Origin of the sequence: Actinospineispora spinosispora DSM 44797 (assembly GCF_000429025.1) — a bacterium.
In the GTDB taxonomy this organism is placed as follows: Bacteria; Actinomycetota; Actinomycetes; order Mycobacteriales; family Pseudonocardiaceae; genus Pseudonocardia; species Pseudonocardia spinosispora.
This window is the reverse complement of sequence record NZ_KE386835.1, coordinates 485,634-506,288: the sequence shown is the minus strand read 5'-3', so window position 1 is coordinate 506,288 and position 20,655 is coordinate 485,634. Positions and strand designations below refer to the sequence as shown.

The window sequence follows — 20,655 nt, the reverse complement described above, 5'->3', positions numbered from 1 at the left end:
GAGTTGACGTCGTGAATCTTCGGCCGCTGTCACTCTGAACGGCATGAGAGCGGACCTGGACGCCGACCCTGAGCTGTCGTTCGCCTGCGCGGCGCGGTTGGTTCGGCTCGCGGACGATGTGGCGGCAGCGGCCGCACGGGTGGCCGGTTCTTCGGTACCCGTAGCGGTGTCGGCCGCGGCGGAGAGCGGGCGAGACACGCTCGCGGCACTGCTGGCCTGCCATTCGGCGGAACTGACGTCGGTCGCCGACGAGGTCCGCCGCGCCGCTCGCGGCATCGTCGAGCAGGAGAACGCCGCCGTAGGCGAGCTGCGGGCCCTCGAGCGTCGGCTCGCGTCCGGACCGTCGTTGATCACCCGCGTGCTGGGGTGACCCGGTCGCTTGGCGCGCTGGCCGCCGTTCTCCGATCGCTCGAACCACCTCCGGCCGAATGGTCCGAGACCGATCGTGCGCGGCTGGAGCAGCTGGCACGGATCAGCCCCGATCGGCTGCGGTTCTCGGCCGACCAGCTGGAACAGGTGGCGGCCGACCTGACCACCACCGGGACGGCGCTGCGCGCGGTGGCGTCGGAGCAGGCACTGGGTGATGGCGCTGTGCGCCGCTGCGCGGAGCTGGCCGACGCCCTCGCCGCCCGTGCGACCGACGCCTCGGGCCTGGCGCATGTGGTGCGTCGCGCGGCGACCGTCTGGCACGAGCTGCACGCCGAGCTGCTCGGCGCCCTGATGCGCGCCATCGAGGGCGTCGGCCAGGTCGCCGACCGGGATTCCCGCCTCGCGCAACGGCAGGTGGAGGTGCTCGCCGGGCTGCGAGACATGGTCGACGACGCGACGCGGACAGCGGCCGGGAACGATCAGGACTGGGCCGACGACGTCGCCGCGCCCGAGATCACCGTCACGCCCGAGTACTCGGCATGGGTGGGCACGATCTGGCACGCCGCAACCCCGGTGGTCCGGCCAGAGGCCGGTCCGGTGCTGGCCGGCACCGAAGGATCGCGGCCCGAGACCGACGTCGGCGTGCGAGTCGCCCAGCTGCCCGACCTGCCCGGCTGACGCGGTCAGTGGGTGTGTAGGAGCTCCGTGCCTTTGAACTCACCGTTGACCAGCTCGTCCAGCCGCGTGTCACCGGTCAGCTCACGCAACAGGAATCCGGTCACCAGCGCCCGGGACAGCCGCGCCGTGCCGGAATGCGGTTTGCCGGCGAGCAGCGTGTCGAGCCACCCTCGACCGGACAGGAACCCCAGGTGGTTCGCCTTCGGCAGCGACCGCAGGACCGACGGGCCGTTCCACACCGCGGCGAGCGGCTCTGCATTGCCGATCAGCGGGCTGACCTGGTCCTTCCCTGCGGCGAGGTGCAGGCTCGGAACCGGGACCCGGCTCGCGGCGTCCAGCGCGGAGGGCCTCGTCTCGGACACCGCCAGCGTGACCACCGCTGCCAGCGGCTCACCGAGCGCGAGCCGGTCCGCCGCGGCGAGCACCGCGCAGCCACCGCCCATGCCGTGTCCGGCGAGCGCCAGCCTGCGCCGGTCGACGCTGATGTCGCCCGTGCCCAGCCTTACGCCGACACAGACGTCCAGCGCGGTGCGAAGGTCCGAGCTGAACCTGGCGTGACTCGGCACCGGCCCGCCCTGACTCGCCGGAGCGGCCGCGACGATGCCCCAGGACGCCAGGTGGCGAAGCAACGGCAGATAGCGGTCGACGCTCTGCAGCCAGTCATGGCCGAACGCCACGGCCGGGAGGCCCAGGCCTTCGGTCGGTGTGTAGACGACGCCGGGCGTACCGACCAGTCCGAGCTCACCGCGCAGGACGGTGTGCGGGCCTGGGTTGGACAGCTCGTTGATCGCCTTACGAGCTGACCTGGGCAGATCGGGTGCGGCAAGCTGCTTGGTACGGGACACGGGGTTATCTTGCCTGTTGCGTGCTGAAACTTCCCGGCAGGGCTGCTTCGCGGCGCCTTCGCGCGAAGGCGTGCGCTGGCGACTCTGCACACCTACGTGCTGCGTCGCACACGTCCGGACATGTGCGACGCAGCACGTAGGTGTGCGAACTAGCCCCCAACGCGCCCCTGAACCCGCGCGACCAGGGACCCGCGCGAGGCTGGGGCGGGGTAGAAAGTGGGTGTGGAGATCGAGATCGGGCGCGCGGCCGTCATGGTGTTGGCGGGAGGCAGCGGGGCCCGGTTCGGGGCGGCCGGCAACAAGGTCTACGAGGAGCTGGCCGGGGCGACCGTGCTGTCCTGGTCGTTGAACACCCTCGGTGAGGTCCCCGGGGTCGGGCCGCTCCTGCTGGTGGCGCGGCCGGCGGATCGGGAGCTGGTCCGGCGGATGCTGGCCGCCGAGGTGAGGCACCCGGTCGAGGTGGTGGACGGGGGCGCCACCCGGCAGGAGTCGGAGCTGTGCGGGCTGCGACATCTTGCGGACCGGATTCACTCGGGTGAGGTCGACACCGTGCTGATCCACGACGGCGCCCGGCCGCTGGTGAGCGCCGAGCTGGGTGCGGCGATCATCGCGGCCGCGAGGGACAGTGGTGGCGCGATCCCCGGGGTGCCGCGCACCGACCTGGCGCGGGCGTCGGACGACGGGATGGGACTGGACGGCGGTGCGGGGCCGGGCATGGTCGCGGTACAGACGCCGCAGGGGTTCGCCGCGGGGCCGCTGCTCGCCGCGTACGAGCGGGCCGCCGTGGACGGCTTCGCCGGCACGGACACCGCGTCCTGCATTCAGCACTACACCGAGATCAGCGTGCGCTGCATTCCGGGCGAAGGCCGCAACTTCAAGATCACCTACGCGCACGACCTGAGGATCGCCGACGCGGTGATCGCACGCGGAACGGCCTAACGTGGTCGCATGAGGCGGATGTGGGCGTCGCAGCGAATCCGGGCGGCCGAGGACGTACTGCTGGCGCGGACGCCCGAGGGTGCGTTGATGCGCCGGGCCGCGTACGGCCTGAGCGTGCACGCGGCCGGAATGCTGCGTGAGCGCTCCGGCGGGGTCGCGGGCCGGCGCGTCGTGTTGTTGGTCGGTGCCGGGAACAACGGCGGCGACGCGCTGTGGGCCGGCATGGAACTGCGCCGTCGGGGCGCGGGCGTGACCGCGGTGCTGCTGGCGCCGGATCGGGCGCATCCCGCCGGGTTGGCAGCCTTCCGCAAGGCCGGTGGCCGGTTGACCGCCGCGGCGGACGCCGCGGCCGGGATCGCCGCCGCCCACCTGGTGATCGACGGGATCGTCGGCATCTCCGGCAGCGGACCGCTGCGCGATCCGGCCGGCGCGCTGGTCGCCGAGGCGGACGAGGCCGGCGTCCCGATCCTGGCGGTCGATCTGCCCAGCGGGGTCGACCCGGACACCGGCGAGGTGCACGAGCCTTCGGTGCGGGCGGCCGAGACGGTCACGTTCGGCGGGTACAAGCCGGTGCACGCGTTGGCGCCGTCTCGCTGTGGGCCGGTGCACCTGGTCGACATCGGCCTGGACCCGTACCTACCCGACCCGGACGTGTGGCGGCTCGACGCCGAGGACGTCGGGCGGCGATGGCCGGTGCCGGGCCCGGCGGACGACAAGTACAGCCAGGGCGTCGTGGGTGTCGCGGCCGGGTCGCAGGTGTATCCGGGCGCCGCCGTGCTGGCCACGGGTGCGGCGGTCGCGGCGACCTCGGGCATGGTGCGGTTCGCCGGCAGCGCGGCCGAGGAGGTGCTGCGGCACTGGCCGGAGGTCGTCGCCGCCGGTTCGGTCGCCGACTCGGGCCGTACCCAGGCATGGACCGTCGGACCGGGTGTCGGCACCGGAACCTCTGGGCGTGACACCGTGGCCGCCGTACTGGACCGCAGTGTACCGGTCTGTCTGGATGCCGACGCCATCACGCTCGTCGCCTCGACCCCGGATCTCGCCGACGCCGCCGCCGAGCTGCCCGTCGTGTTCACCCCACACGATCGGGAGTTCGCCAGGCTGGCCGGTGAGGTGGGGCGGGACCGGGTCGGGGCCGCGCGCCGCGCGGCCGCGAAGTTGCACGCGACGGTCCTGCTCAAGGGAAATGTGACGGTTGTCGCAGACCAGGACGGGCGAGTGCTGGCGCACCCGGCGCCGACGTCGTGGGCGGCGACGGCCGGGTCGGGTGACGTGCTGTCCGGGCTGGTCGGCGCGTTGCTCGCGGCCGGCCTGCAACCGTGGTGGGCCGCCGGGTGCGCTGCCTATCTGCACAGCACAGCCGCGTCTCTGGCGGCCGGGGGGAGCGTGGGCGCACCGATCGGGGCGTCCGCCCTGCTCGCGGCGGTTCCGGATGCGATCCGTCACGTCCGGGCTTGTTGCTGAGAGGGACCACGAACCTTCACCGATCGTCCGGTGAACGCTCGTGGCCAACTCGCCAGCGCCTCGGCGCGAGCCTCAGGATGGATGAGACGATGGCGCCATGTCCGAGACTGTTCGCCCTCGCGCCGAGGCTTCCGTGGATGTGGCCGCCATCCGGCACAACGTCGCGCTGTTGTCCTCGGCGGCGGCGCGCTCCGGAGCCGCGACCATGGTGGTGGTCAAGGCCGAGGGCTACGGCCACGGTTCGGTGCAGGTCGCACGCGCGGCGTTGAGCTCCGGCGCGACCTGGATCGGCGCGTGCACCATGGACGAGGCGCTGGTACTGCGCGACGGTGGCATCACCGCGCGGATCCTGTGCTGGCTCAACATGCCGGGCGACGACTTCGGCAAGGCGGTCGGCGCGGACATCGACGTGTCCGCGGCGTCACTGCGCGAGCTGGCGGCCGTCCACCGCGCCGCCGAGCAGACCGGCCGGACCGCCCGCGTCCACCTGAAGATCGACACCGGGCTGTCCCGCAACGGCTGCACCGAGGCGGACTGGCCGGAGCTGGTCGACGCCGCGGCCAAGGCGGCGACCGACGGCAGTCTCGAGGTCGTCGCGGTCTGGTCGCACCTGGCGAACGCGGACGTCCCCGATCACCCGTCGCTGGATGCGCAGGCCGCGCGGCTGGACGCGGCGTACCAGCGGGCGGTCGACGCCGGCCTGCACCCGATCCGGCATCTCGCCAACTCCGCCGCGACCATGACCAGGCCGGACCTGCACTACGACCTGGTGCGCCCCGGCATCGCGGTGTACGGCCTCGACCCGATCGACGCGCCGCCCTCGCCGTTCGGGCTGCGCCCGGCGATGACGTTCCGGACGAGAGCCGCGCTGGTCAAGCGGGTCGCCGTCGGCGAGGGCGTGTCCTACGGTCACGAATGGACGACGCCGAGGGAGACCACGATCGCGCTGCTGCCGGTCGGCTACGCCGATGGTGTGCCGAGACGACTCGGCAGCAGGCCGAGCGGGGTCGGCGGTATGCGGGTGCTGCTCGCCGGGAAGATCCGGCCGGTGGTCGGCCGGGTGTGCATGGATCAGATCATGGTGGACTGCGGCGACGACGAGGTCCCCGACGGTGCCGAAGCGATCCTGTTCGGCCCTGGTGAGCAGGGCGAACCCACCGCGCACGACTGGGCGGAGACGCTCGGCACGATCCACTACGAGATCGTCACCGGCCTGCGCACGGGCCGGGTGACCCGCACGGTCTGGGACAGTGACACCGGGGCGGGCGGATGAGCGCGAGCCGCCGTCGCATCGCGGGGAGCGTGATCGGCGGGGTGCTGGGCGCCGCCGCGACCGGTGCCGCCGTCGGTGCCGCCGCGCGCTGGTCCAGTCTCGCCAGGGAACGCCGCAAGCCGCACGAGGAGCCCGCCGAGCGGGGGATGCTGCCCGCCGGCGTCGAATGGTCGGTGACGGCGGACGACGACGTCCGACTGTCCGCCGAGGTCATCGAACCGGCCGACGGCAAGCGGGCCGCGCTGACCGTGGTGCTGGTGCACGGCTTCGCGCTCGACCGGCGCTGCTGGCACTTCCAACGTCAGGCGCTGGCCGAGGTGACCAGCCCGAACGTGCGGCTCGTGCTGTACGACCAGCGCGGCCACGGGCGGTCCGAGCGCGCGTCCCGGGAGAGCTGCACGATCGCCCAGCTGGGCTCCGACCTGCAGGCCGTGCTGCGGACGCTCGCGCCGGAGGGCCCGGTCGTGCTGGTCGGACACTCCATGGGCGGCATGACGATCATGGCGCTGGCGGAGAGCGACCCGGACCTGTTCGTCGATCGGATCGTCGGTGTCGCGTTGCTGTGCACCTCGGCGGGTGAGTTCGCCGGTCAGGGGCTGCCCGGCACGTTCCTGTCCAGGCGTAACCCGCTGACCAGGACCGTCGGCACGCTCGCCCGCCTGCAGCCGCGCTTCGTCGAACGCGTCCGCAAGATGATCAACGACGTCGTGTGGGGTGTGACCAGGGCCTACGCCTACGGCGACCGCACGGTCGATCACTGGCTGGTGGACTTCGTGCACGAGATGATCAGCGCGAACGGGGTCGACGCCCTGATCAACTTCGTGGATACCCTGAACACCCACGACCGGGTGGCCGCGCTGCCGGCGCTGTCGAAGTGCGACACCCTGGTGCTCGCCGGCGGCGGTGATCGGCTGATCCCGGCCCGGCACAGCGAGGTGATCGCCGCCGAGCTGCCCGGGGCGACGCTGATCGAGCTGCCCGGAGTGGGGCACATGGCGATGCTCGAACAGCCGGAGGTCGTGAACGAGGCGCTGGTCGCGCTGGTGACCAGGGTCGGGCGTCCGAACGGTGTCGTGAGACGACTGAGGAAACGTGCATGATCGAGTCAGTGGAGCTGGCCACCGCGCAGGACACCGAGGCGCTGGGCGCCCGGATCGGCGCCCAGCTGTCGGCGGGTGACGTGGTGCTGCTGTCCGGGCCGCTCGGGGCGGGCAAGACGGTGCTGGCCAAGGGCATCGGGCGGGGGCTCGGCGTCGCCGGCCCGATCACCTCTCCGACGTTCGTGATCGCCCGTGAGCACGATCCGGTGCCCGGCGGACGCGGTGTGCCGCTGGTCCACGTCGACGCGTACCGGCTCGGTGGCGCCGCCGAGCTCGACGACCTGGACCTGGACACCGACCTGTCCGAGGCCGCCGTGGTGGTCGAATGGGGCGAAGGCATGGCGGAGCGGCTGTCGAGGGAGCACCTGCTCATCCGGCTGACCCGCCGTGACGACGACAGCAGGCTCGCCGAGATCTCCCGCGTCGAGGTACCCGCGTGATCGAGGCGGTCATCTTCGACTGGGGCGGCACGCTCGCGCCGTGGGTCGTGATGGACCACCTCGCCGGGTGGCGTGCCTACGCCGCGGTCGTGCACCCCGACGACCCCGAGGTCGCCGAACGTCTGGCGGTCGCGCTGCTCGCCGCCGAGGACGGGCGCTGGCTGCTGGCCAAGGACGAGCATCGCGCGTTCACCCTGAAACACATCGTCGCCGACGCGACCGGCGCGCTCGGCGAGGACGTGCCGTACCGGGAGGACGCGCTGGCCGCGTTCCGCGAGCACTGGACCGCCGCGTCGCACACCCGTCCCGAGGTCGGCCCCACCCTGACCGCGCTGCGCGACGCCGGCCTGGCGCTCGGCGTGTTGTCCTCCACCGGCTGGCCGGGCAGCTGGCACGAGGAGTTCCTGCGCCGCGACGGTGTGCTGGACCTGTTCGACGCGTGCGTCTGGAGCTCCGACCTGCGCTGGACCAAGCCGCACCCGGAGGCGTTCGCGGCCGCGATGGTCGCGGTCGGTGCCGGTGATCCGACCCGGTGCGTGTACGTGGGTGACCGGCTGTACGACGACATCCACGGCGCGAAGGAAGCCGGCATGCGCGCGGTGTTCGTGCCGCACAGCGACATTCCGCCGCACCAGACGGTGGCGGTCGACGTCGAGCCGGACGCGGTGATCCAGAGCCTGTCCGACCTGCCGGAGGTCATCGCGGGCTGGTGACGGCCGGTTCGGCGCCGGTCGTAGGCTGGTGCGGTGCTGGTACTCGCCTTGGACACCTCGACCGATGCTGTGGTCGTCGGGCTGCTGGACGTGCCCGCGACCGGCGCTGCGACCGTGCTGGCGACCGAGACGCACCCGGGCGCGCGTCGGCACGGTGAGCAGCTGATGCCCTCGGTGCTCGCGGTGTGCGACCGGGCCGGTCACCGGACGACCGACCTCGACGCCGTGGTGTGCGGCGCTGGGCCCGGGCCGTTCACCGGTCTGCGGGTCGGCATGGTCACCGCGGCCGGGCTGGGCGATGCGCTGGAGATCCCGGTGTACGGGGTGTGCTCGCTCGACGCGATCGCCGCCCAGGTCGAGCCGGGTGAGCCGCTGCTCGTGGTGAGCGATGCCCGCAGGCGTGAGGTCTACTGGGCGGTCTACGACGCGCTCGGGCAGCGCGTCCAGGGGCCGTCGGTCGATACTCCGGCCGAGGTGGCGTCGCTCGTCGGCGAGCTGGGTGTGCGCCGGGTGGCGGGGCCGGTCGCGGGGCAGCACGAGTTCGGCCTGCCGGAGTACCCGCGGCCGGACGCCGCGCTGGCACCGTCGCCTTCCGGCCTGGTCTCGGCCGCCGGTGACGACCTTCGGGGCGGCGCGACCCCGGCTCCGCTGGAGCCGCACTACCTGCGCCGGCCGGATGCCGTGCCGCCGGGAGCTCGCAAGCGAGTGAGCCCGGTGGCGAGCGGGGCATGAGCGACCGCGCCCCGGCGATCACCATCGGGCCGCTCTACTCGGCTGACGCTCCGGACTGTGCCGCGCTGGAGAAGGTGTTGTTCCCCGGCGACGATCCGTGGTCGGCCCAGATGTTCCGGGACGAGCTGGCGATCGGGCATTTCTACGTGGCCGCCCGTAGCTCCGGTGGGCTGATCGGCTACGGAGGGCTCGCCGTGGTCGGGTCGGCCTCCGGCTCGCATCCGGCCGAGGCGGAGATCCACACGATCGGTGTGGCTCCTGATCAGCAGGGGCACGGCGTGGGGCGGCTGCTGTTGGCTCAGCTGCTCGCCCGGGCTGATGAGCTGGGTGCGGCGGTTTTTCTGGAGGTCCGCACCGACAACTCGGCGGCGTTGGGGCTGTACCGGTCGACCGGGTTCGAGCAGCTCGGCATCCGGCGGAACTACTACCGGCCCAGCGGGGCCGACGCCTTCACCATGTGTCGCCCGGCTCGACGATCGTCAGCTGGGTGAAGTAGCGCCGAAAGAAGCCGCGATCGCGGGTGAGCAGACGATCGGCGTGAACCATCGCATGAGCGGCGATCAGGAAATCGGCGACGACGCGGCTTCGGGGGCCTCCTGCTCGTCGGTAGTCGCGCCAGGCCGTTCCGCTGATCCTTGCTGCTTCCTGGTCGACCGGTGTGTAGGTGACGCCCAACGTGTTCAGCGCTGTCTCCGCCGCCTGCCCGTCGGGGAACGACGCGACGGTCTCGGACCAGACCACGTCGCACACGACCAGCCTCCCCCCGTCGAGGCCTGCGCGCAGCGCGCTCCGGGACGCCTGACCGTGTTTCGGGTCCGCGGTGAACACATCGAGGAGAACGTTTGTGTCGACAGCGGTGATCATGGGAGGTCGGCGGGGCCGCGCAGCTCGTCGATCAGATCGTCGGTGCCGCGGTCAGTGCTCAGGATGCCGTAGACATCATCTACCGGATCCCGTCGACGCACCTTCCTGGCTACCAGCCGCCCTTCGACCTCATCGAAGTCGAGTACTTCTCCAGGTTCGATCCCCAGCCGTTGACGCAGCTGTTTGGGGATCGTCACCTGTCCCTTCTCGGACACGACCGCTTTCATACTTCTAGTGTATGAATTCCTACAGCAGAGTGCCAGGAGTAGTCAGGCCTTATGGAGGCCTGCCTGACGGTCCTCGATCACGAACGTCGCCCTCGTCTCGCCCGGGGCGTCGGGCTTCGAGACGTAGGGGACCACCCGGAAGTCCGCGGTCATCGTGTCGGGCGTGATCCTGGCCCGCACGTACCCGCGACGGTTGTTGAAGAACTTCACGTGCGGGTTCTCCGCGAGGACTGCGGCGGTGTCGCTCTCGGTCTCCGAGCCGTCGCCGCCGGACGCGATCGACGTGGCCACCAGCTCGGTGCCGACCACCGGCGACGCCGGATCGTCGAACCGGGTCTTCACCTCCGCCGCCCAGTGGTTGTGCACGTCTCCGGACAGCACCACGGGGTTGCGCACCGTGGACCGCACCCAGCCGTCCACCACTCGGTCCCGGCAGCCCACGTAGCCGTCCCACGCGTCGGGGTTGAAGCCGCGCGCGGCGCCGGGTGTCAGGTCGCACTGGGAGAAGAAGACCTGCTGACCGAGAACGTCCCAGCGCGCCGTGGACCGGGCGAACCCGTCCTGCAACCACGCCTCCTGCTCAGCACCCATCAGGCTGCGCGCCGGGTCGGTCCGCTCGGGGCAGTCGCTGTCGTAGTGGTCGCCGCAGGGCTGGTCGCCCCGGTACTGGCGGGTGTCGAGCATGTGGAAGCTGGCCAGACCGCCCCAGCCGATCCGCCGGTAGAGCCGCATCGCGGTGCCCGTCGGGCGGGCGGAGACACGCAGCGGCACGTTCTCGTAGTAGGCCTGGTACGCCGCTACCCGGCGCTGGGCGAAGCCCTGCTCGTCGGGGTGCTCCGGAATCATGTCGGCCCAGTTGTTCTCGATCTCGTGATCGTCGTTGACCACCGCCCAGGGCGCGACCGCGTGCGCGGCCTGCAGGTCCGGATCGGCGTGGTACTGCGCGTAGCGGCGCCGGTAGTCGGCCAGCGTGTGCTCGACGCCGCCGGCCAGCTGACGCACCGACTTCTCGGTCGAGGCGTACTCGTAGCTGTAGTCGCCCAGGTGCAGCACCAGGTCGGGGCGGTCCTCGGCCAGCCTGCGGTACGCGGTGAACAGGCCCTGGTCGTAACGGGCGCAGGAGACGAAGCACAGGGTCATGGGGGTGAGCGCGGTGGCGGGCGGTGCGGTGCGGGTGCGGCCCACCGGGGACAGCTCACCGCCGGTCTTGAACCGGTACCAGAACTCCCGGTCCGGCGGCAGGCCCACCGGCTCGACGTGCACCGCGTACCCCAGCTCGGGACCGGTGCGCGCCGTGCCCCGCTGCAGTACCTGGGCGAACCGCTCGTCAGCCGCCAGCTCCCAGTCCACGTCGACCGTGCCGTTCGGCATGCCGCCCAGGCCGTCGGGGTGCACCGGGTCCCGCGCCAGCCGCGTCCACAGCACCATGCCGTCCGGCGTGGGATCCCCGGACGCCACTCCGAGGGTGAAGACCGGTGCGGCGGCTCGGGCGGCCGGGGGCCGCGCGGGGCCGGAGCAGGCGGCGGCGCCGAGCAGCAGCGCCGAGGTGACGCCGCCGCGCAGCACGGTACGGCGCGAGATGTGGTGGGACATCCGCCCAGCAAACCGTCCCCGCGCCCGAGGCGACACCAACACCAGGTGAACGCCTCACCCCACCCGGTCATCGCTCGGCCCGACACAACATAGCTCGCACAGAGGTTCTCTACGCCGCACAGAGGCTGGGGCCTCTGTGCGGCGTGCACTCGCTCTGTGCGAGCCGGTTTCTTGGTGGGGTGGGGGGATCAAATGTTCAGGGCGTCGGAGCGGCCGGCGGCTAGGCGGGACAGTTGTGCGGTGGGCCTGCCGCCGGTGCAGAATCCCTCGTGGTTGACCGGCCAACCATCGGGGGAGTCCTCCCAGGGCTCGCTCCTGCCGTGGACCGTCATGTCGAGGAGCCCGTAGCTGGGTGCCATGACCTCGACGCCGCGTCCGCTGGTCGAGTAGGTCTCGAACACCCGGTCGCCGTCGCGCAGGTAGAACCCCAGCATGAACTCGCGGTCGCCGAGCAGCGCTCGAAGCGAGTCCCGCGCCGAGTACCAGGGCACCTCCCAGCCCATGAAGTCGCGGTAGCGGACGCTCTCGTCGTACGGGCCCTGGCAGAACGTGGCGTAGGTCGTGTCGTGGGAGTGCAGGTAGGACAGCTCCCGGACCTGGCTGTTGTAGAACGTGCAGCCCTCGCACTGCTCGGCGGCGGGGTGGCCGGTGTGCCACATCTGGAAGTAGGCGACCAGCTGCCGCCTGCCCTCGAACACGTCCAGCAGCGGGACCGGGCCGTTCGCGCCGGTCACCGTGATCCCCGGGTCCATCTCGACCATCGGCAGCCGGCGACGGGCGGCGGCGATCTCGTCGCCCGCGCGGGTGTGGGCCTTCTCCTTGACCAGCAGCGCGTCGCGCTGTGCCTGCCAGGTGGCCCGGTCGACCACCGGGGGCAGGGCCGTGGCGTCGGTGCGAAGAGTGGAACTCATGACAACCTCCGAGTCGAGTAGCAATCGGTCGGTTGCGACACTATGGCAACCAATGGGTTGCGTCAAGTGGCGGTCGTGTGACCGGGGTCGTAGATAGGGGGGTGTCGACGTTGAGCGTTGGCACTCTCATGGGTAGAGTGCCAATTACGCGGTAGCACGGTGCCCCGGCACCCGCGACGACGGGGCATCGTGGCCGCCGCTGCAGAACCCGAAGGTTCCCGCCAGGGAGCCTATCCAGGTATCACCCCAGGAAGGGGAGGCACACTCGTGGCGAGCGTGAACATCAAGCCGCTCGAAGACAAGATCGTTGTCCAGGCCAGTGAGGCCGAGACGACGACCGCGTCGGGCATCGTCATCCCGGACACCGCCAAGGAGAAGCCCCAGGAGGGCAAGGTCCTGGCAGTCGGCCCGGGTCGGGTCGACGACAACGGCAACCGCGTCCCGGTGGACGTGAGCGTCGGTGACGTCGTCATCTACTCCAAGTACGGCGGCACCGAGGTCAAGTACAACGGCGAGGAGTACCTCATCCTCTCCGCCCGCGACGTGCTCGCGGTCGTCAACTGACCTTCAGTACGACGCAGCGCCGCTCCGGCTTCCCGAATACATACCCGGGGTAGCCGGGGCGGCGTTCTCGTTTTTCTGGACTATCACAGCCTGAAAGGCAGACATGCCCAAGCAGATCAATTTCGACGAGTCGGCGCGGCGGGCGCTGGAGCGCGGGGTGAACCAGCTCGCCGACGCGGTCAAGGTGACCCTCGGACCGCGTGGCCGACACGTCGTACTCGACAAGAAGTTCGGCGGGCCGACCGTCACCAATGACGGCGTCACCATCGCCCGCGAGATCGACCTGGACGACCCGTTCGAGAACCTGGGCGCCCAGCTGGCCAAGACCGTGGCGACCAAGACGAACGACGTCGCGGGCGACGGCACCACCACCGCGACCGTTCTGGCCCAGGCCATGGTCAACGAGGGCCTGCGCAACGTGGCCGCCGGTGCCAACCCGACCGCGCTCGGTGAGGGCATGGTCGCCGCCGCCGACAAGATCGTCGAGGTGCTCGGCGCCAAGGCCGTCAAGGTCTCCGGCAAGGAGCACATCGCCCAGGTCGGCACCGTCGCCTCACGCGAGGTCGAGATCGGTGACCTGATCAGCCAGGCGATGGACGCGGTCGGCGAGGACGGTGTGATCACCGTGGAGGAAGGCTCCACGCTGGCCACCGAGCTCGAGGTGACCGAGGGCCTGCAGTTCGACAAGGGCTACCTGTCGCCGTACTTCGTCACCGACTCCGAGTCGATGGAAGCGGTGCTCGAGAACGCCTACATCCTGCTGCACCGCGAGAAGATCAGCGCGATCGCCGATCTGCTCCCGCTGCTGGAGAAGGTGCTCGGCGAGGGCAAGCAGCTGCTGATCGTCGCCGAAGACGTCGAGGGCGAGGCGCTGTCCACCCTGGTCGTCAACTCGATCCGCAAGACCCTCAAGGTCTGCGCGGTCAAGGCGCCCTACTTCGGTGACCGCCGCAAGGCGTTCCTCGACGACCTCGCGGTGTCCACCGCCGGTCAGGTCATCAACCCGGACATCGGGCTGAAGCTGTCCGAGGTCGGCCTCGAGGTGCTGGGCACGGCCCGGCGCGTCGTCGTCACCAAGGACAACACCACTCTGGTCGACGGCGCCGGCTCCAAGGCCGACGTCGACGCCCGCGTCGCGCAGCTGCGCAACGAGATCGAGTCCACCGACTCCGAGTGGGACCGCGAGAAGCTGGCCGAGCGGCTGGCGAAGCTCTCCGGCGGTGTCGCGGTGATCAAGGCGGGTGCCGCCACCGAGACCGCGCTCAAGGAGCGTAAGCACCGTATCGAGGACGCGGTCGCCGCGACCCGTGCGGCGGTCGAGGAGGGCATCGTGCCCGGCGGCGGTACCGCGCTGCTGCACGCGTCCGCCGAGCTGGCCGACGGCCTCGGCTTCACCGGTGACGTCGCCACCGGCGTCAACATCGTGCGGCGCGCACTCGAGGCGCCGGTCCGGTGGATCGCCAACAACTCGGGCCTCGAGGGCTCGGTCGTGGTGAACAAGGTCTCCGAGCAGCCCTGGGGCAGCGGTTTCAACGCCGCCAGCCTCACCTACTCCGACCTGGTCGCCGAAGGCATCATCGACCCGGCCAAGGTTGCGAAGTCCGCGGTCATCAACGCGACCTCCATCGCGCGGATGGTGCTGACCACGGAGAGCACGGTCGTCGACAAGCCGGTCGAGGAAGAGGCCGCCGCGGGCGGTCACGGACACGGCCACGGGCACGGCCACTGAGGTCGTCCGACGCACGTCCGGAAGCGGCGGCTCACCACTTGGTGAGCTGCCGCTTCCGTCGTCTGTGGCTGGTGTCCCACCCCGGGACACTAGGCTCAGCGGATGCCAGCGCAGCCTGAGCTGGACGCCGCCGCGTCCGACTTCACCCGGGTCCGTCCGAAACTGTTCGGGATCGCGTATCGAGTCCTGGGCAGCGTCTCGGACGCCGAGGACATCGTCCAGGAGACCTGGCTGCGCTGGCAGGAGTACGACCGCGCCATCGTGCGTGAGCCCGAGGCGTTCCTGGCCACGATCGCGACCCGGCTGTCGATCAACGTCGCGCGGTCGGCCCGCGCCCGGCGGGAGACCTACCCGGGCCCGTGGCTGCCGGAGCCGGTGGACACCAGCGCCGACCCCGGGCTCGGCGCCGAACGTGCCGAAGCGCTGGAGCTGGCGATCCTGCAGGTGATGGAGAAGCTGACGCCTTCGGAGCGAGGCGCGTACGTGCTGCGCGAGGCGTTCGACTATCCGTACTCCCGCATCGCCGAGATCCTCGAGGTGACCGAGGCGAACGCACGTCAGCTGGTGAGCCGGGCGCGTAAGGACATCAGCGCGCAGCGTCGTGAGCCCGCCGATCCGGAGCGGCAGCGCCGGCTGCTGAGCGCGTTTCTCGCGGCGGCCCAGAAGGGCGACCTCGCCGATCTGGAGGAGCTGTTCGCGGCGGACGTCATCAGCTACGCCGATGGCGGTGGGGTGGTCCGAGGTGCCGCTGGCTACCCGATCGAGGGCGTGGAGCGGGTGGCGAAGGTCGTCGCCGCGTACGCGCCGAGGTTCTGGACCGGGGTGCAGCTCACTTGGGCCGAGACCAACGGCCGGTCCTCGGTGCTGGTGAGCCGGGACGACTCGGTGGTCGCCCTGATCACCGTCGGCGCGACGGCCGAGGGCATCGACCGTCTGCTGTGGATACTGAACCCGGCCAAGATCGCCCGGATGTCCGTGCACCTGTGAGTGGCAAGGGGCCCGAGGGTTGCTGTAGGACCCCTTGCCACTCACAGGTACCTCAGCGGAGAGTGAGCTGTCGCTTCCTGGTCCGGATCAGTCCGTCGCGCTCGGACTCGGAGAGCCCGCCCCAGATGCCGTAGGGCTCCTGTACCGCTAACGCGTGCCGACGACACTGGTCGAGCACGCCGCACCGGCCACACACTGCCTTGGCCCTGGCCTCACGGTTGGCCCGTGCCGGCCCACGTTCACCCTCGGGGTGGAAGAAGAAGGCGCTGTCCATACCTCGGCACGCGCCCTGCATCTGCCAGTCCCACAGGTCCGCGTTCGGACCGGGCAGCCTGCGCGTATCTGCCATGATTGCCTACTCCCGAAAGCTGTGCCGGGTGCGCGGCCGTGGCTGAAACACGACTCGCGCCTGACTGGTCAAACATTTGACTGTCACATTAGGAGCGTGTCAGCGCCGCTGACAAGGTTTCTGTTCGACGTGATTGGAACGGTGCCGTCGCTTCGGGTGAACCGGCGAGTAGGTGGTTGACAGGGTGGCTGGATCGGTGGAATACCAGGCGGTTCGGGGCAGTGTGGCGAGGCCGGTCGACGAGCCGGTGTCGCTCCGGCGGATCGCGTTCGGTGATCGACCGTCGTCCGCGCCGATCGTGTGTCGAGGTGATGCACCTGAGCGGCGGTGGCTCGCCGCCGTCGCGCTCGGGGCTCAGGGGCACTACGGGGCGGCCGCGTCCTTGCTGGACGGTCTCTACCGCGACCGCGGCACTCCCCGCGCTCTACGCGCGCACGCGGCGGTGACCAGGGCCGCGCACCTGCGGCAGCTCGGCGGTCACCTGATGGCGCGCGGCTGGGACGCCAAGGGCCTTGTTCTGGCGACTCCGCTCGCCAGCGCCGAGCGGTCGGGCGGCGCGGAGGCCGAGACTGATCCGGACGGACTAGGGCTTGCCGCCGCACGACTGGACGCTCTCGTCGGGTTGGCGGCAGATTCTGTAGGCCTAACGGACCTCGAACAGGCCGACCGGTTGCTATTTCGCGCTGAACGGTGTGTTGTTGAACACACCTCATGGCGACCGGCGGTCCGACTGTTCTGGGTGCGTGCGGAACTCGCGTTGTCCAGAGGGCAAATGAGTGATGCCGTCCGGCACGGGCGTGAAGCGGTGGCGCGAGCCGGAGTCACGGGCTCGGTGCGGCACATGATCAAGTCCGAGCTGATCCTGGTAGTGGCCGAGTCGACGGCGGGGCTGGGTCAGGACGAGGCTGTCAACAGGCTTAACCTGCTGTTAGAGCAAACGAGGCACGCTGGGTTGACCACTCTCGAATGGGTGGTCAATTTGTTACTGGCGAGTACTCTTGAGGTTTCTGATGCGACTGGGGCGCGTGTTTATCAGCGGAGCGTTGCCACGATTTTGGCCAGAATTCGCAACAGAACCGATTCAGTTGGACGCAGAGTGTTCGACCGTTCACCCTGGGTGCCCAATCTTGCGGATCTTTGACTGCTCCATTCGGAGTCCCGTCACCCACTCGATTCGCGCCGTTCGGCGCAATCCTCCCGGATGGAGTGCAAAAATCAGCCCTGATCGTGTCAAGGTAGGTTCCCTGCCAGCCGATACGGGGGATGACGTGTCACCCGGCTGCAGGAAGCGGCTGTAGGAAGGGGTCCCTGTGACGACGGTATTGATCTGCGACGATCGCCGGAGTGTTCGTGAGGGGCTCACTCGTGTGATGTCCGCGGTGCCGGGGGTGCACCGGATTGACTGTGTTGCGCATGGCGACGAACTGCTTGCCCGTTACTCGAGGCAGCCGGTCGACGTCGTGCTGGTGGGTACCCAGAGAGCGGTACCCACCGGCGTAGAAGCAACACGTCGTCTGGTCGCAGCGCATCCTCAGGCTAATGTCATCGTCTTCGGGGCACCGGATGACGCTGGCAGTATTGCCGCGGCCATTGCCGGGGGGGCCCGAGGCTATTTGAGGTGGGACGCATCGCGTCCCGAACTGGTGGCTGCGTTGGCGCACACGCTCGCCAGCACGGCGGTGCCGACTCCTCGGGCACCCACCGACCCTGGTGTCCAGCTCACCGAGCGCGAGCTCCAGGTGTTGCGGGGAATGAGCCAGGGTAAGAGCAACGGCCAGATCGGCCGCGAGCTCTACCTTTCAGAGGACACCGTGAAGACCCACGCCCGCCGGCTGTTCCGCAAGCTGGGCGTTCGGGACCGCGCGCAGGCCGTTGCCCACGGCTTCCGGCGCGGTCTGGTGTCCTGAGGCCTGCCCTCGATGAGCCGGTCCCGGTTGCCCCGCAACCCGGACCGGCTCGTCGTGTTTCTTCGCACGGCCTAATACCCTCGGAACCCCCGAGGGTGACCCGCTACGGTTTAGGTCTCCGGGGACTGAGGGATCGCGTTTCGTTGCGTCCCAGTAGCCTGCCCGGGCACCGGAGGGACCGTGTCGGTAACACCTGGACGACAAGCAGCGATGACTGAATCAAGGGACCACGAGTTCGACGCCTACCTGGCCGCCGCGATGCAAGGCGACCGGGCGTCGATCGACTACGTCCTGAGAACCATCCGGCCGCTGGTCGTCCGCTACTGCCGTGCCCGCCTCGGGCGCACTGAACGGACGTTTGCCTCGGCGGACGACGTCGCGCAGGAGGTGTGTATGGCAGTGCTCACGGCACTCCCGAGCTATCGGGATCAGGGTAGGCCATTCCTCGCCTTTGTCTACGGTATCGCGGCGCACAAGGTAATTGACGCGCACCGAGCCGCCGGGCGTAACAAATCCGATCCGGTCTCCGATGTACCGGACAGCGCCGAGGTTTCAGATGGTCCCGAACAGCGAGCGATGCAGTTCGAGACAGCTGGCGAGATGGGGCGTCTGCTCGAGGTACTTCCGGAGAAACAGCGTGAAATCTTGGTGCTGCGGGTGGTGAACGGTCTGTCCGCGGAAGAGACGGCCGAAGCCGTGGGCTCTACGCCCGGCGCGGTCCGGGTGGCACAGCACCGAGCACTCGCTCGGCTGCGCAAAGCAATGTCCGACGGTCGTATGACCGAGGGTCGGTAGGAAAGGAGGTGGTCTGAAATGCGGAATCCTTGGCAGAACGGTAACAACGGGGATCAGCGGCGCGGTAAGTCGCGTTCGAGCACGGGCCGCTCCGGTTCCGTACCGAGTAGCTCGCCATTCGACTTCGATGCGTCCGAAGAGGACACCGTCGACCCGATCGACATGTTGTCGATCCGTGCCGATGACGAACTTCTCGACGCACTGGCGTCAGGACGGCCGGTCGGCACCCCGATGCTGCGCGGCACCGACACACGTTCCGGCGGCGGCTTCGCCGACGATCAACAAATTCTTGCCATGCTCCAGGACTGGCGTGCGGAGATCGACTCCGAGCCGTTCCCGGAGCTGATGACCACCGACGAGGCAGCGCGGGCGATCTCGGACGGGCAACGTGGTGCCCGGCCGAGGCGTCGGTTGATGCCCGTCGCCGCGGCGGCCGCCGTCGCCGTGCTTGCGATGTCCGGTGTCGGGGTGGCCGCGAGCAGCGCCCAGCCCGGCGACGCACTGTGGGGCATCTCCCGCGTGATGAACGGGCAGCGTGCGCAGTCGTTAGAGGCTGAGCAGCGGGTGCAGGTCGCGTTGGCGTCCGCGCAGACCGCGCTCGCCGAAGGCCGCGTCACGGAAGCCAGGGCCACGCTGGAGAAGGTCACCCCCGACCTGGCGAAGGTCAAGGACACCGAGCGGCGCGACGAGCTGCTCGACAAGAACGTCAACCTGCAGGTCTCCGCGTACGACGCCCCAGAGGGTGAGAAGGTCGAGACCGACGACAAGGGTCATCGCCGCGACGACGAGGACCCGGACCGCGACCACTCGGGCCACCACGGCGGCTCGTCCGACCCGAGCACCGCGGACAACCCGGACCGCGACCAGGCCAGGGCAGCGGAGCGGGAGCGTCGGGCGCAGGAGCGCCGCGAGCAGGCGGACCGTGTGCGGGCCATGATCCTGGGCCAGATCGGCGACCCGAGCGACCCGTCGAAGCCGGGCGACCCGAACCAGCCACCGATCACCGGTCACCCGGGTAGCGGCTCGCAGCCGACCACGGGGCAGCCGACGACCAGCCAGCCGACCACTCACGAACCGACGAGCCAGCAGCCGGGGGCGAGCACTCCGCCGAGCGGTGGACCGTCGAGCGGTCAGCCGTCGCAGGGTGGTCAGCAGGGCGGCCAGGAGCCGTCCCACCAGCGGCCGACCCCGCAGCCGGACGGTCAGCAGTCAGGTGGCCAGCAGCCGGGTCAGCAACCGAGCGACCAGCCGAACAAGCCGGCCCCGGGTGAGCAGCAGTCCGCGTCCCCGAAGCCGACCCCCACGGCGAAGCCGACGCCGAAGCCGACCCCCGAGCCGAAGCCGACAGCGCAGCCGAGCAAGACCGAGAGCAGGCCCACCGCGGACAAGCAGGAGGACAAGCCGTCGCACACCAAGCCGGTGGCCAGCCGTAGCGAGTCAGCGGACCGGGGTGAGGGTCGCGGCGAGTCAGCCGGCGGCCGCGAGCGCGGTCAAGGCGGTGGCAGCGGTGAAGGCCGAGGCGACTCGGGTGGCGGCAACTCGGGTGGCGGCGACTCGCGGGGCGGTGGTTCCTCAGGTGGTGGCGACTCAGGTGGCGGTGGCCGAGGCGGTCACTCGGAAGGTACCCAGGACACGCCGCTGGGACCACAACAAGGCGGAACAGCACTAGACACACCCCCGGGCGCTCGCCCGGGGGTTGGGTCGTCTATCTAGCTCTTCCACGGGGTGCGGTGGGTTGTCCTCGCCGGTTCTCGGGTGTCCCCGCTGGCCATCCAGTGTCTTGGCGTGGGTGGGCGGTATCAACCCCCGGCTGACGCCGGCCTCGCGCTGGTTCCTGGTTGCGCGGGTTCGGGGGCGAGGTTTCAGGGTTGACACCACCCACCCACGCCAAGTGCGGGCCAGGATCGCGGGGACGGGGGCAGTCTGCGCGCCCACAGGTCCACGGCTGCAGTGCGCCCCGGGAGGGGGCTGGGTGACTTCGCAGAGCGTCGTGTCGTGTCGCAAATGTTGCAACATCTGCGACACGACACGGGCGTCTGCGAGGTGGGCTAGAAGGTCTGCGAGGTGCGCCCGCTGCGCTCCGTGGGTCTCCCCGGAGGGGGTTCAGTGCGCGGCACTGTAAGAAACGCAACAGGCGAAGCAGAACGCGAACAGTCGGCCGCGCGTCAGCGACGGC

At 70.3% G+C, this 20,655-nt stretch carries 23 protein-coding genes; 17 read left to right on the top strand and 6 right to left on the bottom strand.

Features of this window, described 5'->3' with window-relative positions; translation table 11 throughout:
- Window positions 1-43: 43 nt before the first annotated feature.
- Together G406_RS0136045 and G406_RS0136040 are read left to right on the top strand one after the other, a co-directional pair.
- Window positions 44-370 carry a hypothetical protein gene (locus G406_RS0136045; protein ID WP_028937597.1) on the top strand — a complete coding sequence of 109 codons (327 nt, stop codon included), beginning with the start codon at window positions 44-46 and terminating at the stop codon, window positions 368-370.
- Entirely contained in the window at window positions 367-1,047 is a 681-nt protein-coding gene (locus G406_RS0136040) for a hypothetical protein (protein WP_028937596.1), read from the top strand. The genes G406_RS0136045 and G406_RS0136040 overlap by 4 nt, the downstream gene beginning before the upstream one ends.
- Window positions 1,048-1,052: 5 nt before the next feature.
- Here the strand turns inward: G406_RS0136040 and G406_RS0136035 are convergent, their stop codons facing one another.
- Window positions 1,053-1,892: a dienelactone hydrolase family protein gene (locus tag G406_RS0136035; RefSeq protein WP_028937595.1), complete on the bottom strand. Its 840-nt coding sequence runs from the start codon at window positions 1,890-1,892 to the stop codon at window positions 1,053-1,055.
- A 222-nt stretch (window positions 1,893-2,114) separates the two neighbouring features.
- Between G406_RS0136035 and G406_RS0136030 the strand changes: the two genes are divergently transcribed.
- The 8 genes from G406_RS0136030 (at window position 2,115) to rimI (ending at window position 9,044) form a co-directional block, all read left to right on the top strand.
- Complete coding sequence (locus G406_RS0136030; protein ID WP_342666268.1) at window positions 2,115-2,831, top strand: IspD/TarI family cytidylyltransferase; 717 nt, start codon at window positions 2,115-2,117, stop codon at window positions 2,829-2,831.
- 9 nt (window positions 2,832-2,840) lie between these two features.
- On the top strand, window positions 2,841-4,295 hold the full coding sequence (locus G406_RS0136025; RefSeq protein WP_028937593.1) for an NAD(P)H-hydrate dehydratase: 1,455 nt from the start codon (window positions 2,841-2,843) through the stop codon (window positions 4,293-4,295).
- Window positions 4,296-4,392: 97 nt separating this feature from the next.
- Window positions 4,393-5,568: an alanine racemase gene (gene alr, locus G406_RS0136020; RefSeq protein ID WP_028937592.1), complete on the top strand. Its 1,176-nt coding sequence runs from the start codon at window positions 4,393-4,395 to the stop codon at window positions 5,566-5,568.
- A complete protein-coding gene (locus G406_RS0136015) occupies window positions 5,565-6,668 on the top strand; it encodes an alpha/beta fold hydrolase (protein WP_028937591.1) in 1,104 nt (367 codons plus the stop codon). The genes alr and G406_RS0136015 overlap by 4 nt, the downstream gene beginning before the upstream one ends.
- Entirely contained in the window at window positions 6,665-7,108 is a 444-nt protein-coding gene (tsaE, locus tag G406_RS0136010) for a tRNA (adenosine(37)-N6)-threonylcarbamoyltransferase complex ATPase subunit type 1 TsaE (protein WP_028937590.1), read from the top strand. The genes G406_RS0136015 and tsaE overlap by 4 nt, the downstream gene beginning before the upstream one ends.
- The gene (locus G406_RS0136005; protein ID WP_037080271.1) at window positions 7,105-7,821 is read left to right on the top strand and encodes an HAD family hydrolase; all 717 of its coding nucleotides are present in this window, start codon (window positions 7,105-7,107) and stop codon (window positions 7,819-7,821) included. The genes tsaE and G406_RS0136005 overlap by 4 nt, the downstream gene beginning before the upstream one ends.
- Before the next feature lie 33 nt (window positions 7,822-7,854).
- Window positions 7,855-8,553 carry a tRNA (adenosine(37)-N6)-threonylcarbamoyltransferase complex dimerization subunit type 1 TsaB gene (gene tsaB / locus G406_RS0136000; protein WP_028937588.1) on the top strand — a complete coding sequence of 233 codons (699 nt, stop codon included), beginning with the start codon at window positions 7,855-7,857 and terminating at the stop codon, window positions 8,551-8,553.
- Window positions 8,550-9,044: a ribosomal protein S18-alanine N-acetyltransferase gene (gene rimI / locus G406_RS0135995; protein WP_028937587.1), complete on the top strand. Its 495-nt coding sequence runs from the start codon at window positions 8,550-8,552 to the stop codon at window positions 9,042-9,044. Before tsaB ends, rimI begins: the two co-directional genes overlap by 4 nt.
- Here rimI and G406_RS0135990 read toward each other — a convergent pair.
- From G406_RS0135990 to G406_RS0135975, 4 genes are all read right to left on the bottom strand, one after another.
- Window positions 9,004-9,417, bottom strand: coding sequence for a type II toxin-antitoxin system VapC family toxin (locus G406_RS0135990; RefSeq protein WP_051343143.1), 414 nt, complete (start codon window positions 9,415-9,417; stop codon window positions 9,004-9,006). The two genes, rimI and G406_RS0135990, sit on opposite strands and share 41 nt — an antisense overlap.
- The gene (locus G406_RS0135985) at window positions 9,414-9,644 is read right to left on the bottom strand and encodes an AbrB/MazE/SpoVT family DNA-binding domain-containing protein (protein ID WP_028937585.1); all 231 of its coding nucleotides are present in this window, start codon (window positions 9,642-9,644) and stop codon (window positions 9,414-9,416) included. The genes G406_RS0135990 and G406_RS0135985 overlap by 4 nt, the downstream gene beginning before the upstream one ends.
- Before the next feature lie 42 nt (window positions 9,645-9,686).
- Window positions 9,687-11,237, bottom strand: a complete 1,551-nt coding sequence (locus G406_RS0135980; RefSeq protein ID WP_028937584.1) for an alkaline phosphatase D family protein — start codon at window positions 11,235-11,237, stop codon at window positions 9,687-9,689.
- A 188-nt stretch (window positions 11,238-11,425) separates the two neighbouring features.
- Window positions 11,426-12,148, bottom strand: coding sequence for a DUF899 family protein (locus G406_RS0135975; RefSeq protein ID WP_028937583.1), 723 nt, complete (start codon window positions 12,146-12,148; stop codon window positions 11,426-11,428).
- 267 nt (window positions 12,149-12,415) lie between these two features.
- Between G406_RS0135975 and groES the strand changes: the two genes are divergently transcribed.
- From groES to G406_RS0135960, 3 genes are all read left to right on the top strand, one after another.
- Window positions 12,416-12,712, top strand: a complete 297-nt coding sequence (groES, locus tag G406_RS0135970) for a co-chaperone GroES (RefSeq protein WP_028926881.1) — start codon at window positions 12,416-12,418, stop codon at window positions 12,710-12,712.
- Window positions 12,713-12,815: 103 nt separating this feature from the next.
- Window positions 12,816-14,441, top strand: coding sequence for a chaperonin GroEL (groL, locus tag G406_RS0135965; RefSeq protein WP_028937582.1), 1,626 nt, complete (start codon window positions 12,816-12,818; stop codon window positions 14,439-14,441).
- 102 nt (window positions 14,442-14,543) lie between these two features.
- Window positions 14,544-15,428, top strand: coding sequence for an RNA polymerase sigma-70 factor (locus G406_RS0135960; RefSeq protein WP_028937581.1), 885 nt, complete (start codon window positions 14,544-14,546; stop codon window positions 15,426-15,428).
- A gap of 52 nt (window positions 15,429-15,480) precedes the next feature.
- Here G406_RS0135960 and G406_RS0135955 read toward each other — a convergent pair whose 3' ends face one another.
- Entirely contained in the window at window positions 15,481-15,777 is a 297-nt protein-coding gene (locus tag G406_RS0135955; protein ID WP_028937580.1) for a WhiB family transcriptional regulator, read from the bottom strand.
- A 196-nt stretch (window positions 15,778-15,973) separates the two neighbouring features.
- Between G406_RS0135955 and G406_RS0135950 the strand changes: the two genes are divergently transcribed.
- From G406_RS0135950 to G406_RS54895, 4 genes are all read left to right on the top strand, one after another.
- A complete protein-coding gene (locus tag G406_RS0135950; RefSeq protein WP_051343142.1) occupies window positions 15,974-16,918 on the top strand; it encodes a hypothetical protein in 945 nt (314 codons plus the stop codon).
- 169 nt (window positions 16,919-17,087) lie between these two features.
- Window positions 17,088-17,684, top strand: coding sequence for a response regulator transcription factor (locus tag G406_RS0135945; protein WP_028926878.1), 597 nt, complete (start codon window positions 17,088-17,090; stop codon window positions 17,682-17,684).
- A 210-nt stretch (window positions 17,685-17,894) separates the two neighbouring features.
- The gene (locus G406_RS0135940) at window positions 17,895-18,479 is read left to right on the top strand and encodes a sigma-70 family RNA polymerase sigma factor (protein ID WP_028937578.1); all 585 of its coding nucleotides are present in this window, start codon (window positions 17,895-17,897) and stop codon (window positions 18,477-18,479) included.
- Window positions 18,480-18,497: 18 nt separating this feature from the next.
- A complete protein-coding gene (locus G406_RS54895) occupies window positions 18,498-20,192 on the top strand; it encodes an anti-sigma-D factor RsdA (protein WP_028937577.1) in 1,695 nt (564 codons plus the stop codon).
- Window positions 20,193-20,655 lie beyond the last annotated feature (463 nt).